Raw genomic sequence first — 17,434 nt, forward strand, 5'->3', positions numbered from 1 at the left:
AACAATCATAAAAAAATTTCTTTAATTCATATGTTTCAATAATATGAAGCATTTCCAATTTAATTTCATTCTTTGCTATTAATTAAAAATTCCAACACAATTTTGTTAAATTCATCTGGTTTATCTAAATTAGGTAGATGTCCAGTATCCTTTATTTCAACTTTTTTTACTGTAGTAATATCCGACTCTAATACCCCTGCTATTTCTTTGATAGGTTCAGAGTCTTCTGAACCTATAATTAGCAATGTTCTCTGGGATATTTCCGAAAGTCTTTCTACTGCAGGTGGCTTAGCTATTTCCGCTATATCCTTGAGAGCCCATTCTAATGATGTATCTAAAAGCATACTTTTTAAGCGTTGATGAGCCTTTGGATTACTTTGTCTCCACACAGGAGTATTAAGCATAAACTCTACCGATTTATTAAAATCTTTATCTCTCCTTGCTATTGACATTACAGCTAAAGACATTAGTTTACTTTTATCATCAACAGTAAAATTATATCCATTTAAAGAAGGACCACTCAATATTAGACTATTAACTAATTCTGGATATTGAAGAGTAAAGTCAATTGCAATACTTCCACCCATAGACACACCAATCAAATGTGCCTTCTTAATATTAAGATAGTCAAATAATGCTTTTAAATCTTCAAAATGTGAAAATGATTTATTGGATATATCAGACTTTCCGAATCCCCTTATATCATATCTTATGACTCTAAAGTGCTTTCCTAAAAAATCAAATTGGTCATCCCACTGTCTTAAATCGGTAAGACCACTATGGATTAAAACTATAGTCTCTCCTTTTCCAGTCACTTCATAATACAGTCTCGTGTTATTTACTTTAGCAAAACCGTCTGTATACATCAATTATCACCCCCCATTAATTTACCATATTTTATAATTGGTCTTTTATTCAATTTTCTAAGTATTATCCATATGGGCGATTTGGTCGAACCCATCGCATGCTGACGAGCAAAGCAATGTCAGCACCCTGCAAACTAATATTATTACCATTACACATTGTTTGCGCCCAAAGTTCCGTAGGCACGGAGGAATTTTTTCCTTGCTTAACCCTCCAAGCCAAGTAACAGTGATGAAGGAACGATTTAAAAAGAATCCAATAAATCTTGGTAGAAAAATCGTAAAATACTTAGATATTATAATATACAATGTTTTCTTGAAGACATCACATGCCGACGAGCGAAGCAATGTCAGCACCCTGCAAACCAACTATTACCACTACACATTGTTTACGGCCAAAATTCCGTAGGCACGGAGGAATTTTTCCTTGCTTTACCTTCCAAGCGAAGTAACAGTGATAAAGGAACAATTTAAAAGGAATCCAATAAATCTTGGTAGAAAAATCGTAAAATGCTGAGATATTATAATACACAATGTTTGCTTGAGAACATCGCATGCCGACGAGCGAAGCAATGTCAGCACCCTGCAAACTAATTATTACAATTACACATTGTTTACGGCCAAAATTCCGTAGGCACGGAGGAATTTTTTCCTTGCTTTACCTTCCAAGCGAAGTAACAGTGATGAAGGAACGATTTAAAAGGAATCCAATAAATCTTGGTAGAAAAATCGTAAAATACTTAGATATTTCAATTTGTCTGAGCTTCTTTTCAGCGAGTTATTGAAATATCTTAGGATTTTACGATTTTTCTGCCTTAGATTTATGGATTCCTTTTAATGTTCCAAATCACTGTTACTTCGCAGCTGCTCTATTTAGGGCACTTACAAGAGCATTAAGTGATGCCGTATCAATATTATCAGATATGCCAACTCCAAAATATCTCTTATCATTATTTTCAACTTGTACATATGCAACTGCTTTTGAATGTGAACCAACATTTAATGCATGTTCATCATAAGATATAAATTTAGCACCGTTATAACCATTGTTGTGCATTGCATTGAAAAACGAATCTATAGGACCATTTCCTATTCCTTCGATTCTCTTGTCTACACCATTTACTGCTACAATAGCTTCCATATCAACGGAGTTCTGATCCTGTTCCATATCCTGTATTGAGTGAATCTTATAATTTTTCAAATAATATGGAGCCTTAATCTCTAAATATTCAGCTTTGAAATATTCAAAAATCTGCTGTGGCGTAAGCTCAGTACCAAGTTCATCAGACTTCTGTTTTATTATCTTACCAAACTCAGGATGCATTGATTTAGGAAGTATGAATCCAAAATCACTTTCCATTATATAAGCTGTGCCACCTTTACCTGACTGACTGTTAATACGTATGATTTCTTCATATTCTCTGCCTAAATCATGTGGATCAATTGCAAGATAAGGAACTTCCCAACGCTCACTCTTACTTTCCTTTAATGCTTTAAGTCCTTTACGTATAGCATCCTGATGTGAACCAGAAAAAGCAGTAAATACAAGCTTACCGGCATAAGGGTGACGGTCATTTACAGTCATCTTAGTACATTCCTCATAAACTTCAACCACATGATTCAACTCTGAAAAATCAAGCTCAGGATCTATTCCTTGAGAATACATATTAAGCGCCATATTCATAATATCAAGGTTTCCTGTTCTTTCGCCATTTCCAAAAAGTGTTCCTTCTACTCTATCTGCCCCTGCAAGAACTCCAAGTTCACTAGCAGCTGTGCAAGTTCCTCTATCATTATGCGTATGAAGACTTAATATTACGCTTTCTCTATTTTTAAGATGTTTTAAAAACCATTCAATCTGATCTGCATATATATTAGGTGTCGCCATTTCAACAGTTGAAGGAAGATTTATTATTGCTTTATTTTCCTTCGTTGGTTTCCAAACATCAAGCACAGCTTCACACACTTCAAGAGCATAGTCAAGTTCAGTTCCCGTAAAACTTTCAGGTGAATATTCAAAAATAAATTTACTTTCTTTATATTCAGTATTTTCACTATATTTTTTTACCAATTCGGCACCATAAACTGCTAAATTCTTAACTTCTTCTTTGTCTTTTCTAAATACAACTTTTCTCTGAAGTACAGAAGTTGAATTATAAACATGTACGACAGCACTCTTTACTCCTTTTAAAGCCTCAAAGGTCTTTTTCACCAGATGCTCTCTTGCTTGAGTTAACACCTGAATCGTAACATCATCCGGTATTAGATTGTCCTCTATTAGCTTACGTGTAAATTCATATTCTGTATCTGATGCAGATGGAAATCCAATCTCCAATTCTTTAAATCCCATATCTACAAGCATCTTAAACATTTTAATCTTTTCATCTACATTCATAGGTTGTGGAAGAGCTTGATTTCCATCTCTTAAATCTACGCTGCACCATATTGGTGCCTTTTCTATTTGCTTGTCTGGCCATTCACGATTTTTAATATTTACCTTAGGATATTTGGCATATTTTGTATATATCATAAAAAACACTCCTTTAAATGTAATTAATTTTCTAATAATTTTTTGTAAATAAAAAACTCGTCTCTAACAATACGAAAGAGACGAGGATTACTCGCGGTACCACTCTATTTAACTTAACTTAAACTAAAGTTCACTTTTTCAATAGCATTCCACTTAAAGCTGGTTTATACTATCTATCCTTATAACGGTGGAATTCCGTTCTACCCTACAAAATAACTTTCAGGTGACTGCTCGCAGACGAGTTCAAAGTCTAAAAACTATCGGTTCACAGCAATCCCGATTCTCTGAAAATTTATTCGGCTTCTACTATTTCTGTTCATAGCAACTTTTCTTATTTGATTGTCTATATACTACTATATTATCTCCTAAATGTAAATATAAAGTTGGAAATTTTATAAATTTGATTATTTTGTCAGTTCCAGTTTAACAATTTACCATTTAGAATATACATTTTTTTATTTATCATCATCTTCCGCTGCTAAATGGAATGGATAAGTAGCAATTACTATATTATCATATCTCAAAAGTGCTTCCCTAAGCAAAAAGCTAGTATGATTGTGTAAAAATTGTCCTGACTTATCACTAGTTATAAATTGAGGCAATACAACTGTTATCTTTTCATCAGGTGCTGCAGCTTTTGATATTATTCCAATATACTCTATAAGTGGAGTAACTATTGCTCTATATGGTGAATATTTAGAAACTAAAAGCATATCAGTATCTAATTCATTCCACCTTTTTTTAAGTTTATCCATATATTCCTTATTAGGTGATACATTAAGTGCTATTACATCACTAGTTATACTTCTTGCATATTTTAACGCTCCAAGTGTTGCTTTATTTAAACTAGCTATTGGAACTATTATTATATGATTGAAGTTTTCTCCAATACCACAGTTTTTAACATACTCTTCATCAGCTTTTAACCCTTTTGCAACATAATTATAGTGCTTCTTAATATGCTGCATAATAAGCACAATGATAGGTATTAGTATAACTATAACCCATGCTCCTAATGCAAATTTTTCTTTAACTATTACACATGTTGTTACAAGTGTAACGAAAGCTCCAAAACCATTTATAATTTTTCTTTTAGTTTTTCCATTTTCGTTTGTCTTATCCCAATGAATAACCATACCTGTCTGTGCTAATGTAAATGACAAAAAAACACCTACAGAATACAAAGGTATAAGAGAATGCACATCAGCTTTAAATATAATAACTAATATACCTGCAATTATGGCTAAAAAAATTATTCCATTTGAAAAACTTAATCTTTTACCCTTTGTAGCAAAACTTCTAGGGGCATATCCGTCTCTTGCAATTACAGACATAAGCATAGGGAAACCTGTAAATGAAGTATTACATGCCATTATAAGTATGATAGCCGTAGTAAACTGTATAACATAAAACATAAATGTCTTTCCAGAAAAAACTCCAAATGCAATTTGTGCTAGTACAGTAGCATTATCATTAGGAACAACTCTGCATATTCTAGCAAGTATCGATGTTCCTCCAAATATAAGAAGTATAATACATGTAAGTAATACCATTACTTTTGTAGCATTTTTTTGACTTGGCTCTTTAAAATTAGGAACTGCATTACTTACAGCTTCAAGTCCAGTAAGAGCTGAACATCCAGAAGAGAACGCCTTTAAGATAAGGAATATACTAACATCCCCCATTGGTTTAAGCGTTTGATTTATCATATGCATGTTTGGTGCTCCATATATATAGTATCTTACTATCCCATAACCTATCATAAATAGCATACTAATAATAAATAAGTACGTAGGAATACTAAACATTCTAGAAGATTCACCTACACCTCTTAAATTAAGAATAGTTAGGATAGTTATAATAGCTACTGCAAGCAAAACACTGTGCTTAGCAAGACTTGGAAATGCAGACGTTATTGCTGCGACTCCAGAACTTGCACTAACAGCTACTGTTAAAATGTAATCAAGCAAAAGAGCAGCACCTGCTGTAAGTCCTGGTAATACACCTATGTTTTCTTTAGCAACTACATATGCTCCTCCACCGTGAGGATAAGCCTTTATAATTTGTACATATGAAACGGTGAGTATAAAAAGCAGCCCTATAATCATAAGTGAAATATTACCCAACCACTGATATGATAATGCTCCTATAATGGGTACAAGTGCTATTAGAATTTCTTGTGATGCATATGCAACTGAAGAAATAGCATCACTAGCCATTACCGCAAGCCCAAATGGAACATTATATTTTTCGCTAGAACTTTGCTCATTTGCTAAGGGTCTTCCAATGAGCATATCAAAAAATTTATTAACCAATTTTTCAATCCTCCTTAGTATCACTATACTAATAATCTATATTAATATTCAATTTAAGTTATTTTGTCATAAGAATTATTATAATATATTTACAAATAATATCAATGTGTAACTGAAAAAACTTTTCGACATTATGTAGTAACTTCCTATAACTCGATTTTTTCGAATTTTTTCCACACTTCTGGGTACTTCTTATTTAATCTTATTATCTTAAAACTTTTGCTATCTACAAATACCTGAGCAGTTTTGCCATTAGCCAAAGTTTTTCCATCACAAGCTCGTATAACCTTGTAATTTAGTTCTACTTTTATGGGACTAAGTTTTTCTAAAGAAGTTTCTATAAGAATATCATCTCCATACCTTGCACCTTCATGATACTTGCACTCTGTCTCTACTATAGGCATCATTATACCCATATCTTCCATATCACTATATTTCAAATTAACTGCCTCTATAAAATCTTCTCTAGCAGCTTCAAAATATACATAATAATTTGCATGATGTACTATTCCCATTTTATCTGTTTCAGCATATCTAACTCTGATTTTCGTAACACTTTTATTCATAATTATTATTTCCTTTCTATGTAAATACTAAAACAAGTACCACAATATGTATCTTTCACATTATTATATCACAATTATGTAGAAAGTTATTATGCATAAAAACTATTATATATAAACTAAAAATATTTTTAGTTTATGTACACATATATTTTTTATGCGTTTTATATTTTATGTACAACTATATAAATAACACAAACTAGTAATAACTTATAGCATCAAAAAAAATTTATAAATTGAAGTCAAAAAAAGCCACAAAGCTTCAATATATTCCACCAATTTACTAAATATTCAAAGGCAAATTAAGCTAGTATCTATATCATTTGTAATACATTGTTAATTATGCTATCATAAGCATAAGGTGGTGGTAATAATGGCTAATATTATACCCAATGACCAATTAAAAAAAATAAATTTTTACTGGCAAAATATATTTGATTTCAAACCAAATGATAAAGATACTGAATCTTTAGTTGTTCCTAAAACTTCCTTTAAGAATTCAAGTAAAATATCAATATACCATATAAACGATAAATCTTTTGTTGAAACAGATGAAAATATATTTGGGAAGATAGCTGATTTTGTAAATAGCTACTACTCATACAAACCTGTGTATTTAAAAGACTTCCAAAATTATTTTACAACTTCCATAGAAAAAGAAAACAGCTATTATTTTTCTTATCTTGCTAAATGCAAAGATGTTTCAGACATTTTAGGTAGTAACTATTACATAAGAAATCTTACAAATAGCGATACTAAATTGTTAGAAAATTTTAAAAAATCATATTTTCGTTCAGAACTGAAAGAAAATCTTCCTAATATAGATTTACCAATAACTTTAGGTTGCTTTTACAATAAAGAATTAATTTCAGCTGCAAGTCTATTCTATTTCAAAAATGATATAGCTGACATAAAACTTATAACTCATCCTGCTTTTAAAGATGATATTATAATCTCTAAAGCCATGATAATTGATTTAGGCAGAGTCTGCTTCAAAAAAAATAAAATATTACAATATAGATTTTCCGAAGATAATGACTTTTCAAGAAAAATAGCAAAATCAATGGGCTTCAGCTTGCATGTACTTAAAGAAAATTTTAAGTTCAAATAACAGTATTTTGAAACATTAAATAAAAATCATAAGTCTAAGCCACAAATTATAAAAATGCTAAGAAATTTTAATAACTCACTATCGTTCAAACAAATTAAAATTTCTAAGTATCTTTATAATTTGCGGCAAGACTTATTGAATTTTATTTAAACCGTTCCCAAAATACTGTTATTTAACTTAAAGTCAAAACAATGATACCTTTTCTTCGTTTCACTACGAAAAGCTTTTAACTTTAAATTTTCGGGAGCGTCAGAGAAAAAAATCGTTTATCCCTTTGCCGCAAGCAAAACACTAGCTTCAACTTATATAAACTTATCCCTGTAAATATTCATTGCTGCAATTCTAGCTTTCATAGCTGGCAATTTTCTTTTCTCCGCTTTTACATACGAATTTGTACAATAAGTAATCCAATATTGTAAATACTAATACGCATAGGATAAAGAATATATTATAATTTATCTTTACAAATATACACATAATTATCACAATAACACTAGGTATGATTGAAATCAAAAAATCTATAAACGAATTTACATTTGATTTAACTGCTCTCTGCTCATTGTCCCATTCCAACTTAGGTGTATTGATATCTATATACATTCCTATAATTGATGCAAATATTATTCCAAGCATTCCTGCTATTATCATATATAGAAGTATATATATAGGAAACTTAAATGCAAATAGCGCAACTATATCTACAAGAACTATAGAAATACCTCCAACCAATATTCCACAAAGCAATTTTGCTGTTATTTGCTTTGCATATGATATAGGTAAATATTTCATTACAAAAAAATTGCTTCCTTCTCTTGAAATTGCCGTAGATGTAACAGCATTTACAGCACCCATTAAAAGTCCAAATACGATAGCCGCAGTTATTAAAATTCTAAAACTTTCTGTACCATTCATATATTTCATAAGCTCACTTATACCTGTTCTTTGTCTCTTATTAACCATAGCTGGAACCACAATAACTATTGGAAATATAAAACTGGACATTACACAATTCACAAAATATGCTGGTGTTCTAAATAAAATTTTAATTTCCTTCATTGTGTATGCAAACAAAACAGATTTTCTTTGAACTTCCTTTTCCATCTTCTTCTTATCTATTTTCTTCCTTGTAGAAGATGATTCTGAAAGTCCTTGAACTCCTTTAAAATACAAAAGCTTTCCAAGATACATTATAACTATGAAACTTACTACATTTATTAGAATAAATATACCAAGGTACACTAAATCAGTTCCTACCAAGGCCTTACTGGCTATATTACCAAGAGGGAAAAAATCTTTCATTACAGAATTTGCCTTCGTCACACTACTAAGCATCTGCTTACTATTTGAAGAGCTCATACTATTCGTAATAACATTTATACTTAATCCAAAAGCTACTGCTAAAATACCACCTAAAGTTTTAAAAAGATCCTTTTTCTTAGACCTGTTTACAAACGGCATAATAAATATACTTATTAACAAAGCCACTGCTAAAGGCAGTATTGGCTCAAATATTATAAGGATAATACTAAATATATAAAAAGGAACTCCCATCCCAGATCCTATTCCATATATTAATGTACATGGAACTAAAACTATAGCTGTAATAAAGTATTCATATATAAGTGATACTGTAAATTTACTTGCAACGATTGTTTCCGGTTTTAACGGCATTGGAATGAGAAAATTTATATCATTTGAATAATAAAATGTTCCCATAGTATAAAATATTCCAAAGAAAAAGATTATAAAAGTAATTACTGCATAATTCATTTGAAGCATTAAATACTCTGCATGAAACATCTTAAGTCCAAAATAAAAAGGTGCATCTATTAAGGCTACTAGTCCTGCAAACATGACAAATAAAAAGATTCTAAGGATAACTGCCGCCACTGCATTTGCTGTAAATATACTTTTCTTTTTACTTCTGCTTTTATATCCTCCGCCCATAAGAAGATATTTAGTTAAAATCCAAAACTTATTTGTTCTCATCATCAACCAACTCCAAAAACATTTTTTCCAGTGAACTACCTTCTTCCTGAAGTTTTTGTTTCATCTCTTGTATAGTTCCACAAAATATAAGTTTCCCTTTACTAACTATTCCAATTCTATCGCATAACTTTTCAGCAACTTCCAACACATGAGTTGAAAAAAATACTGTTTTCCCACTGTCGGCATGCCTTCTCATCATTTCCTTCAAATTATACGAAGCTTTAGGATCAAGACCTGTCATAGGTTCATCTAGAATCCAAACATCTGGATCATGTACTAGAGCTCCCATTACAACCATCTTCTGTCTCATTCCATGAGAATAGCTTTGTATTTTATCGTTTAAAGCACTTTCCATATCAAAATATTTACTTAAACTATTGATTCTTTCTTTTCTAATATCAGTCGGTACATCATATATGTCTGACATAAAATTCAAATATTCAATACCCTTAAGTCTTAAAAACATATCAGGACTGTCAGGAACATATCCAATTTTTTTCTTAACCTCAATTGGCTTCTCGTTAATATCTAGTCCATCTACTTTTATAGCACCAGAATCACTTTTTATAATACCCGTAATCATCTTTATTGTGGTACTCTTTCCTGCACCATTAGGTCCTAAAAATCCGAATATTTCTCCTGAATTTATAGTAAAGTTTAAATTATCAACGGCTTTATTTTTACCATTATAACTTTTATTTACATTCATCAATTCAATCACAGTAACACCTCCACCATTTGTTATATACATGATATAACATACGTAATTAAATTTCAATATAATATTTTATATAATTAAGAGTGTAATCGAACTCATTTAAATTTATCTGTTTCTTTATGAGTTATATTTTAAATAGGCGCGGGCTTTTACATACACTGTAAAAATGTAAATAAAAAATTCAAGATTTAAACCTTTATTTAGATTTAAATCTTGAATCATTATTACATATTTATATTAATTTATATTTTTCAAAGAATCTTTTAGCGTTTTTGAAGAATCATTCAATCTTTTCTTTTCATCTTCACTCAGTGGAACCTCTATAATTTGCTTTACTCCATCAATTCCAACAACTGATGGAACTCCCATATATACATCATTTATTCCATATTGGCCTTGAAGTAAAGTTGATACTGTCAAAATTGAATTTTCATCTCTTAATATTGCTTCTACGATTCTTTTCACTGCTAATGCGACTGCATAATAAGTTGCTCCTTTTCTTTTTATAATTTCATATGCGGCATTTTTTACATCTTCATATAACTTATATTTAAGTGAACCATCGCATTTTTTGCAGGACACTCTGCAATATTCATTTACGTCCATTCCTGCTATATTAGTTAAACTCCAAGTAGCTATTTCAGAGTCACCATGCTCTCCCATAATGTACGTGTGAATATTTCTTACATCAATGTCAAAATGCTCACTTAGCATATATCTAAATCTAGATGTATCGAGCACTGTTCCAGAACCTATTACTCTTTCCTTAGGAAAACCTGAAAGTTTATACGTTATATATGTCAAAACGTCAACGGGATTTGAAACTACAAGTAAAATAGCATTTGGATTATACCTTACCACTTCAGGAATTATTGATTTGAATATATTATAATTTTTATTAATTAAATCTAGCCTCGTTTCTCCTGGTTTTTGTGCTGCACCCGCAGTTATTATAACTATATCTGAATCTTTAGTATCCGCATATTCCCCTGCTCTAACATCTACAGGTTTTACAAAAGCTTTTCCATGGGATAAATCCATAGCCTCCCCTTCTGCTTTATCTTTATTTACATCCACTATAACTATTTCAGATGCAAGTCCACCATTCATTAAAGCAAAAACTGTAGAAGAACCAACAAATCCTGCTCCAATCACTGAAATCTTAGTATTCTTATTCATAATTGACCCTCCAAACTAACATATAGAAAACAGTTCATCTATTAAATTATTCACACAAAAAGCTTTTGACATTAGCATTTTGTAACACTTATAACCTAAGTTTCTCACTAGTTTTCTTTTAATAGTATTATTTAAACAAATGTTTTTTATTCACTGCTAATAATTTATATATTTGTGGATTTATTATCTATTAATATAATATACTAATTAATATTAATTATCAAGTAAATTATTTATATAAAAAAATCTGCATTCTCTGCAGATTTTTTAAATCATATTAAGTTAGCCTAAAAATCTTTAAATACTTCTCTGTATAATTCATCTATTGAAGTCCCTTTTTCGTTTCTCAAATCTTCTGCATTCCCACTCAAAATATTTTTGCCTTCGGATATAAATACTACATCATCAAATAATCTTTCTATATCATTTACTAAATGAGTAGTTATAACCATAGAACTTTCTTCCGAAAAATTATTTACTATAGTATCAAGTATCTTTTCTCTTGTAGTAGGATCTACCCCTCCAAGAGGCTCATCAAGCATATAAATCTTAGCTTTTCTAGATAAAACTAAAGTTAGCTGAAGTTTTTCAAGCATACCTTTAGAAAGAGAAGTAACTTTGCTATCTTTATCTAAACGCATGAAATCTAAAAGCTCTACTGCTTTATTAAAATCGAAATCAGCATAAAAGTCTTTAAAAAATTCTAAAGCATCCTTTATCCTCATCCACTTATATAAATAATTCACATCTGGTAAATAGGAAACTATAGATCTTGTATAAACTGATGGCTTCTGGTTATCTATTAAAATTTCTCCTGAACTCTTTTTTAGAATTCCTGCTACTATTTTTATAAATGTACTTTTTCCACTACCATTTGGGCCTAATAATCCTAATATACGGCCCTTTTTAACTTCTACATTGAAATCATCAAGTGCCTTCTTTTTTAAATAACTTTTACTTAAATTTGTAGCCTTTAATAAACAATCTTCCATTTTACTTTTCCTCCTTATTAAGCCTATTTTTTACTACATTTATTATTTCATCATCCTTAAATCCAAACTTTTTTATATTTTGAATAAAATTTTCAATGAGCTCACTTGCCATCTCTTTTTTTAAATTATTAATCATATCAGCATCCTCCATAATAAAACTTCCTGTACCTCTTTGTGTATAAGTTATATTTTCTCTTTCAAGTTCTTGATACACTCTTTGAAGTGTATTAGGATTAACCTTAAATTTAACCGCCATATCTCTTATAGATGGCAGTTTATCTCCAGGCTTTAAGCTTCCATTTATTATATCGATTTTTATGGCATTCATTATCTGTATATAAATAGGTATCTTATTATCAAATTTCATATTACCAACTTCCTCTAATTAAATTTTAAATAATATTTATTTCATATTCTTATAAGTCCATTTTTTCATCAAGTATTTTCACCGAAATAACAAATAATATAATGGCCAAAATAAATTCAAGTATTGTACTTACAACAAAAATTGATGGTCCTCCCGCATGCACAGTAACTTTAACCGATGACACCGTGAATGCTTTTAACACATTATTAAACACAATTTGCTGCGGAAATAATTTATCAATAACTTTGCAAATTTCAAACCATATCCAATTAAATGCTACAAATACTCCAAGTGACAGAATCCCTGAAAACCTACCATTTTTAGTTATCATTCTAGCTAACAAAATACTAAAATAAATTATTATTAATGTTCCAATATATTCCATGAGTCCAAATATCGTATAAAATATAACTCTTGAATCAAAAATTTGTGAGAAACTGATCTTAGCGCCTAAAGTATATGCAAAATTCAGTAGAAAGCATCCACCTACTATAAGGCTCAATATCATCATAACCAAAGAACATATAAGTTTTTCACCTATTATTGAATACCCACTCTTAGGGACAGTAAAAATAAGATACTTAGTATCCCTCTTTAAATCTCTCACAAAAATTCGTATACTCATAATAAAAGTAGCTACACAAATAGATGTGAGTATAAGCACAGAAAGTGCAATTATCGCACCATTTTCCCACACATTCACTCTCGTCATAAGTCCTATATTAAGAGCTATTGATATAAGCATAACCAATAAGAACTCTCTATATATTGTTTTAAATTCATACTTTATAAGCTTTAACATATTAACACAACCTCCAAAGTTCAATTATTTAATCAGTTTTAGTGTACTATGATTATAGTACACTAAAACTGATTAAATGTCAATTATATAATATCTGTAAAGAACTTAACACAAAGCAAGTACCAAAATCGCAATCTTCAAGCGATTTTGGTACTTGCTTTGTGTTTTTAGTTCTTTTAGATATTATAAATATCCCACATATTGCCTCTATATTTCTTCTCAGCCTCAATTCAAATCGCAATCTTCAAGCGATTTTGGTACTTGCTTTGTGTTTTTAGTTCTTTTAGATATTATAAATATCCCACATATTGCCTCTATATTTCTTCTCAGCCTCAATTCAAATCGCAATCTTCAAGCGATTTTGGTACTTGCTTTGTGTTTTTAGTTCTTTTAGATATTATAAATATCCCACATATTGCCTCCATATTTCTTCTCAGCCTCAATTCAAATCGCAATCTTCAAGCGATTTTGGTACTTGCCTTGTGTTTTTAGTTCTTTTAGATATTATAAATATCCCACATATTGCCTCTATATTTCTTCTCAGCCTCAATTCAAATCGCAATCTTCAAGCGATTTTGGTACTTGCTTTATGTTTTTAGTTCTTTTAGATATTATAAATATCCCACATATTGCCTCTATATTTCTTCTCAGCCTCAAATCAAAATCGCAATCTTCAAGCGATTTTGGTACTTGCTTTGTGTTTTAGTTCTTTTAGATATTATAAATATCCCACATACTGCCCCTATATTTTTTCTCAGCCTCAATTCAAATCGCAATCTTCAAACAATTTTGGTACTTGTTTTATGTTTTAGTTCTTTTAGATATTATAAATATCCTAATTTTATTGAATTATAATACAAACTCACAGTCACATTCCAAGCATTTAGGTGAAAGCTTATATATCATGTCTTTTCTTTCTATAACTATTTTCATTCTGCTTTTAATTTCATCATAATTTAATACTTCTTTAACAAGCTCACGCGTTGGATTGATACATACTGGATTTCCCACCATTTTGAGCATTCCTAAATCACCTGATGTATCACCATAAGCATAGCTTTCGTCTAAGTCTATATCATATTTATTTTTCATTTCAATTACTGCACTTTCTTTACTTTCACTATCCCACATAGGTACAACTTCACCAGTATAAATTCCATCATTATTCATTAAATATTCCGCACCCTTATAATCATCAAATCCATACTTCTCTGCCATTTTTCTCACAAGCTCAAGAGGGCTTCCTGAAATTGTTATTATCTTATGTCCCTGTTCCTTATGCCACTTTATCCTATCGCGGGTATAAGTATATACTCTTTCACCTTTTTGACTAACTACCTGTCTTGCAATAAACTCCACCTGGGATTTGTGAAGCCCCTTAAGCGCATCTACATATATGTCCGCCATTTTTAAAAGGTAATTATCATAATCGCCTTGTCTGTTATCCCATTTTGTAAATTCCGGTCTTACTTCCTTATACCATTTTTCTGCATCAATAATTTCATATTTTATAAGTTTTTTAAAAATCTCTGAAATTAAACCCTCTCTATATAAAGTACCATCTATATCAAAAAAAGCTGCTTTACATTTCATCTCTTTCCCTCCATTCTATAATTTCCTGTTCTAATAATATTTTTCCTTCTATTATAATTTTATTATCTTCAACTTTCAACTTTTTTATATATCTTAAAATATTAAAAAACAGTGAACCAAATTATAAGTGCTATCTTAGCATTTATTAAACTTTATTATTTCATTATATTATCCTTGAACATTTAGTGTTCTTTATTTAAATGATATTTTTCATAGAGAATCGGAGAAAAATCCACCTTGCCTTTAATCTAATCGAATTAATAGTCTTTTCATTATTAAAAGCTTACCTCCATATAAGCCTTTAATTCGGATTTTCGGTAGCGGAGCGGAAGAAAATCCTCCTTGCCCTTACCATCCATGTGAAGTAACAGTATTTTGGAAACTATTTAAATAAAACTCAATAAGACTTTGCCTAAAATTATAAAAATCCTTAGAAGTTTCAATTTATCTGAGCTTCTTTTCAGCGAGTTATTAAAATTTCTTAGTATTTTCATTATTAAAATCTTACCTCCATATAGGCTTTTAATTCGGATTTTCGGTAGCGGAGCGGAAGAAAATCCTCCTTGCCTTTACCTTTCATGTGAAGTAACAGTATTTTGGAAACTATTTAAATAAAACTCAATAAGACTTTGCTCCAAATAATGAAAAGACTTAGTAATTTTAATTTGTCTGAGCTTCTTTTCAGCGAGTTATTAAAATTTCTTAGTATTTTCATTATTAAAATCTTACCTCCATATAGGCTTTTAATTCGGATTTTCGGTAGCGGAGCGGAAGAAAATCTTCCTTGCCCTTACTTTTCATGTGCAGTAACAGTATTTGGGAAACAATTTAAATAAAGCTCAATAAGACTTTGCTCAAAATAATGAAAAGACTTAGAAATTTTAATTTGTCTGAGCTTCTTTTCAGCGAGTTATTAAAATTTCTTAGTATTTTCATTATTTTGAGCTTAGTCTTATGAGCTTTATTTAATGTTTCAAAATACTGTTACTTCACAGCATTGCGCATAGTGCTATGCTTATATCCATAAACAATATATACTACTATTCCAACTAAAAACCAGATTACAAATCTCATCTTTGTGAAATACGTAAGATTCATTATTAAATAAAAGCAAATGATTGCAGAAATTATTGGAATTACTGGTACAAGCGGACACTTAAAGCCCCTATCAATATCCGGTTTTCTCTTTCTCAAAACTATAATTCCTATAGAAACTATTATAAATGCTGCAAGCGTACCTATATTGGTAAGCTCAGAAACAACTGTTATTGGCAAAAATCCAGATAAAGATGCTGCTGCTATTACAACTATTACGGTACTTGTAACAGGCGTTTTGGTCTTTTGATTCACAGCACCTAAAAACTTAGGGAAAAGTCCATCTCTTGACATCGCGAAAAATATTCTAGTTTGTCCAAACATTATAACAAGCAAAACTGAAGTCAATCCAAAAAGTGCTCCTACTGATATCATTGCTGAACCCCAATTATAACCTATTTGTTGAAGTGCAAATGCTACTGGTGCAGATGTATATTTAAACTTATAATATGGAACTATCCCTGTAAGCAGTGCAGCGACAATTATATAAAGTACAGTACATATAAGAAGTGAACCCACAATTCCTTTTGGTAAATCATGTTTAGGGTCTTTAACTTCCTCTGCCGCAGTAGAAACCGCATCAAATCCTATATATGCGAAAAATACATAAGCTGCTCCCTTAAACACGCCTTTCCATCCATATGGCATAAAAGGATGCCAATTAGCAGTCTTTACATGTCCCACAGCTAAAACTATAAATAAAGCAATAACTGCAAGTTTTATCATTACTATAATATTATTGAATTTTGCAACTTCAGTTACACCCCTTATGAGAAGTGCCCCTATGATTAAAATAATAATTACAGCTGGTAAATTTACTATACCGCCTTCTGCTGGTGAATTTAAAAATTGCTTAGGTATATTAATTCCTATTTGTTTAAGCATATCTGCTGCATATCCTGACCATCCAATTGCAACGGTACCAATAAAAACAGTATACTCAAGTATCAAATCCCAACCTATAATCCATGCCCATACCTCACCAAGTGATGCATAACCATATGTATATGCACTTCCAGCTACTGGTACAATCGATGCAAATTCTGCATAACACAAAGCGGCAAAAGCACACGCAATACCAGAAATTATAAATGAAATAACTAGTGCAGGTCCTGAATATCTACCTGCTGCTAATCCTGTTATTACAAAGATTCCAGCACCAACAATTGCCCCAATTCCAAGTAAAGTTAGTTCTTTTGCTCCAAGAGCCTTTTTTAGGGAATTTTTCCCCTTAGTTTCGTCAATTAACTCCTTAATTGATTTAGTCTTAAAAATGTCATTCATCTGTAATTGCCCCCATTACTTTCATTTGTTGTT

The 17,434-nt window shown here is 30.7% G+C and carries 13 protein-coding genes and 1 other annotated feature; of the genes, 1 reads left to right on the forward strand and 12 read right to left on the reverse strand.

Annotated features, from left to right (window positions below):
- Positions 1-65: 65 nt before the first annotated feature.
- The 4 genes from BEE63_RS08500 to BEE63_RS08515 all read right to left on the reverse strand — a co-directional run bounded on the left by BEE63_RS08500 (position 66) and on the right by BEE63_RS08515 (position 6,274).
- On the reverse strand, positions 66-866 hold the full coding sequence (locus BEE63_RS08500; protein WP_066020978.1) for an alpha/beta fold hydrolase: 801 nt from the start codon (positions 864-866) through the stop codon (positions 66-68).
- An 850-nt stretch (positions 867-1,716) separates the two neighbouring features.
- On the reverse strand, positions 1,717-3,393 hold the full coding sequence (gene leuA, locus BEE63_RS08505) for a 2-isopropylmalate synthase (protein WP_066020979.1): 1,677 nt from the start codon (positions 3,391-3,393) through the stop codon (positions 1,717-1,719).
- A gap of 73 nt (positions 3,394-3,466) precedes the next feature.
- Positions 3,467-3,722 (reverse strand) — a binding site (T-box leader).
- Between the two features lie 126 nt (positions 3,723-3,848).
- Entirely contained in the window at positions 3,849-5,708 is a 1,860-nt protein-coding gene (locus BEE63_RS08510; protein WP_066020980.1) for an APC family permease, read from the reverse strand.
- Between the two features lie 146 nt (positions 5,709-5,854).
- Positions 5,855-6,274 (reverse strand): acyl-CoA thioesterase, encoded by a 420-nt coding sequence (locus BEE63_RS08515; protein WP_066020981.1) that lies wholly within the window; start codon positions 6,272-6,274, stop codon positions 5,855-5,857.
- A 370-nt stretch (positions 6,275-6,644) separates the two neighbouring features.
- On the opposite strand from BEE63_RS08515, the gene BEE63_RS08520 reads away from it, so the two are divergent.
- Entirely contained in the window at positions 6,645-7,382 is a 738-nt protein-coding gene (locus BEE63_RS08520) for a hypothetical protein (RefSeq protein WP_066020982.1), read from the forward strand.
- Positions 7,383-7,724: 342 nt separating this feature from the next.
- On the opposite strand, the gene BEE63_RS08525 is transcribed toward BEE63_RS08520, so the two are convergent.
- The 8 genes from BEE63_RS08525 to BEE63_RS08560 form a co-directional block, all read right to left on the reverse strand.
- Positions 7,725-9,374 carry a putative ABC transporter permease subunit gene (locus BEE63_RS08525; protein ID WP_242874754.1) on the reverse strand — a complete coding sequence of 550 codons (1,650 nt, stop codon included), beginning with the start codon at positions 9,372-9,374 and terminating at the stop codon, positions 7,725-7,727.
- Positions 9,358-10,092, reverse strand: a complete 735-nt coding sequence (locus BEE63_RS08530) for an ABC transporter ATP-binding protein (RefSeq protein ID WP_066020983.1) — start codon at positions 10,090-10,092, stop codon at positions 9,358-9,360. Before BEE63_RS08530 ends, BEE63_RS08525 begins: the two co-directional genes overlap by 17 nt.
- A 234-nt stretch (positions 10,093-10,326) precedes the next feature.
- Positions 10,327-11,268 (reverse strand): L-lactate dehydrogenase, encoded by a 942-nt coding sequence (locus BEE63_RS08535; protein ID WP_066020984.1) that lies wholly within the window; start codon positions 11,266-11,268, stop codon positions 10,327-10,329.
- A gap of 287 nt (positions 11,269-11,555) precedes the next feature.
- On the reverse strand, positions 11,556-12,260 hold the full coding sequence (locus BEE63_RS08540; RefSeq protein WP_066020985.1) for an ABC transporter ATP-binding protein: 705 nt from the start codon (positions 12,258-12,260) through the stop codon (positions 11,556-11,558).
- Between the two features lies 1 nt (position 12,261).
- Positions 12,262-12,627 carry a GntR family transcriptional regulator gene (locus tag BEE63_RS08545; protein ID WP_066020986.1) on the reverse strand — a complete coding sequence of 122 codons (366 nt, stop codon included), beginning with the start codon at positions 12,625-12,627 and terminating at the stop codon, positions 12,262-12,264.
- A gap of 49 nt (positions 12,628-12,676) precedes the next feature.
- Complete coding sequence (locus BEE63_RS08550) at positions 12,677-13,429, reverse strand: hypothetical protein (protein WP_066020987.1); 753 nt, start codon at positions 13,427-13,429, stop codon at positions 12,677-12,679.
- An 849-nt stretch (positions 13,430-14,278) separates the two neighbouring features.
- Complete coding sequence (locus BEE63_RS08555) at positions 14,279-15,022, reverse strand: HAD-IB family hydrolase (RefSeq protein WP_066020988.1); 744 nt, start codon at positions 15,020-15,022, stop codon at positions 14,279-14,281.
- Positions 15,023-16,006: 984 nt separating this feature from the next.
- Positions 16,007-17,401 carry an amino acid permease gene (locus BEE63_RS08560; protein ID WP_066020989.1) on the reverse strand — a complete coding sequence of 465 codons (1,395 nt, stop codon included), beginning with the start codon at positions 17,399-17,401 and terminating at the stop codon, positions 16,007-16,009.
- Positions 17,402-17,434 lie beyond the last annotated feature (33 nt).

This window comes from Clostridium pasteurianum (assembly GCF_001705235.1).
GTDB lineage: Bacteria > Bacillota > Clostridia > Clostridiales > Clostridiaceae > Clostridium_S > Clostridium_S pasteurianum_A.

What these genes read in the sequence shown, in the direction of transcription:
- BEE63_RS08500 (WP_066020978.1), bottom strand. Translation starts at nt 866, where the DNA reads ATGTATACAGACGGTTTTGCTAAAGTAAATAACACGAGACTGTATTAT.
- leuA (WP_066020979.1), bottom strand. Translation starts at nt 3,393, where the DNA reads ATGATATATACAAAATATGCCAAATATCCTAAGGTAAATATTAAAAAT.
- BEE63_RS08515 (WP_066020981.1), bottom strand. Translation starts at nt 6,274, where the DNA reads ATGAATAAAAGTGTTACGAAAATCAGAGTTAGATATGCTGAAACAGAT.
- BEE63_RS08520 (WP_066020982.1), top strand. Translation starts at nt 6,645, where the DNA reads ATGGCTAATATTATACCCAATGACCAATTAAAAAAAATAAATTTTTAC.
- BEE63_RS08525 (WP_242874754.1), bottom strand. Translation starts at nt 9,374, where the DNA reads ATGATGAGAACAAATAAGTTTTGGATTTTAACTAAATATCTTCTTATG.
- BEE63_RS08535 (WP_066020984.1), bottom strand. Translation starts at nt 11,268, where the DNA reads ATGAATAAGAATACTAAGATTTCAGTGATTGGAGCAGGATTTGTTGGT.
- BEE63_RS08540 (WP_066020985.1), bottom strand. Translation starts at nt 12,260, where the DNA reads ATGGAAGATTGTTTATTAAAGGCTACAAATTTAAGTAAAAGTTATTTA.
- BEE63_RS08545 (WP_066020986.1), bottom strand. Translation starts at nt 12,627, where the DNA reads ATGAAATTTGATAATAAGATACCTATTTATATACAGATAATGAATGCC.
- BEE63_RS08550 (WP_066020987.1), bottom strand. Translation starts at nt 13,429, where the DNA reads ATGTTAAAGCTTATAAAGTATGAATTTAAAACAATATATAGAGAGTTC.
- BEE63_RS08555 (WP_066020988.1), bottom strand. Translation starts at nt 15,022, where the DNA reads ATGAAATGTAAAGCAGCTTTTTTTGATATAGATGGTACTTTATATAGA.
- BEE63_RS08560 (WP_066020989.1), bottom strand. Translation starts at nt 17,401, where the DNA reads ATGAATGACATTTTTAAGACTAAATCAATTAAGGAGTTAATTGACGAA.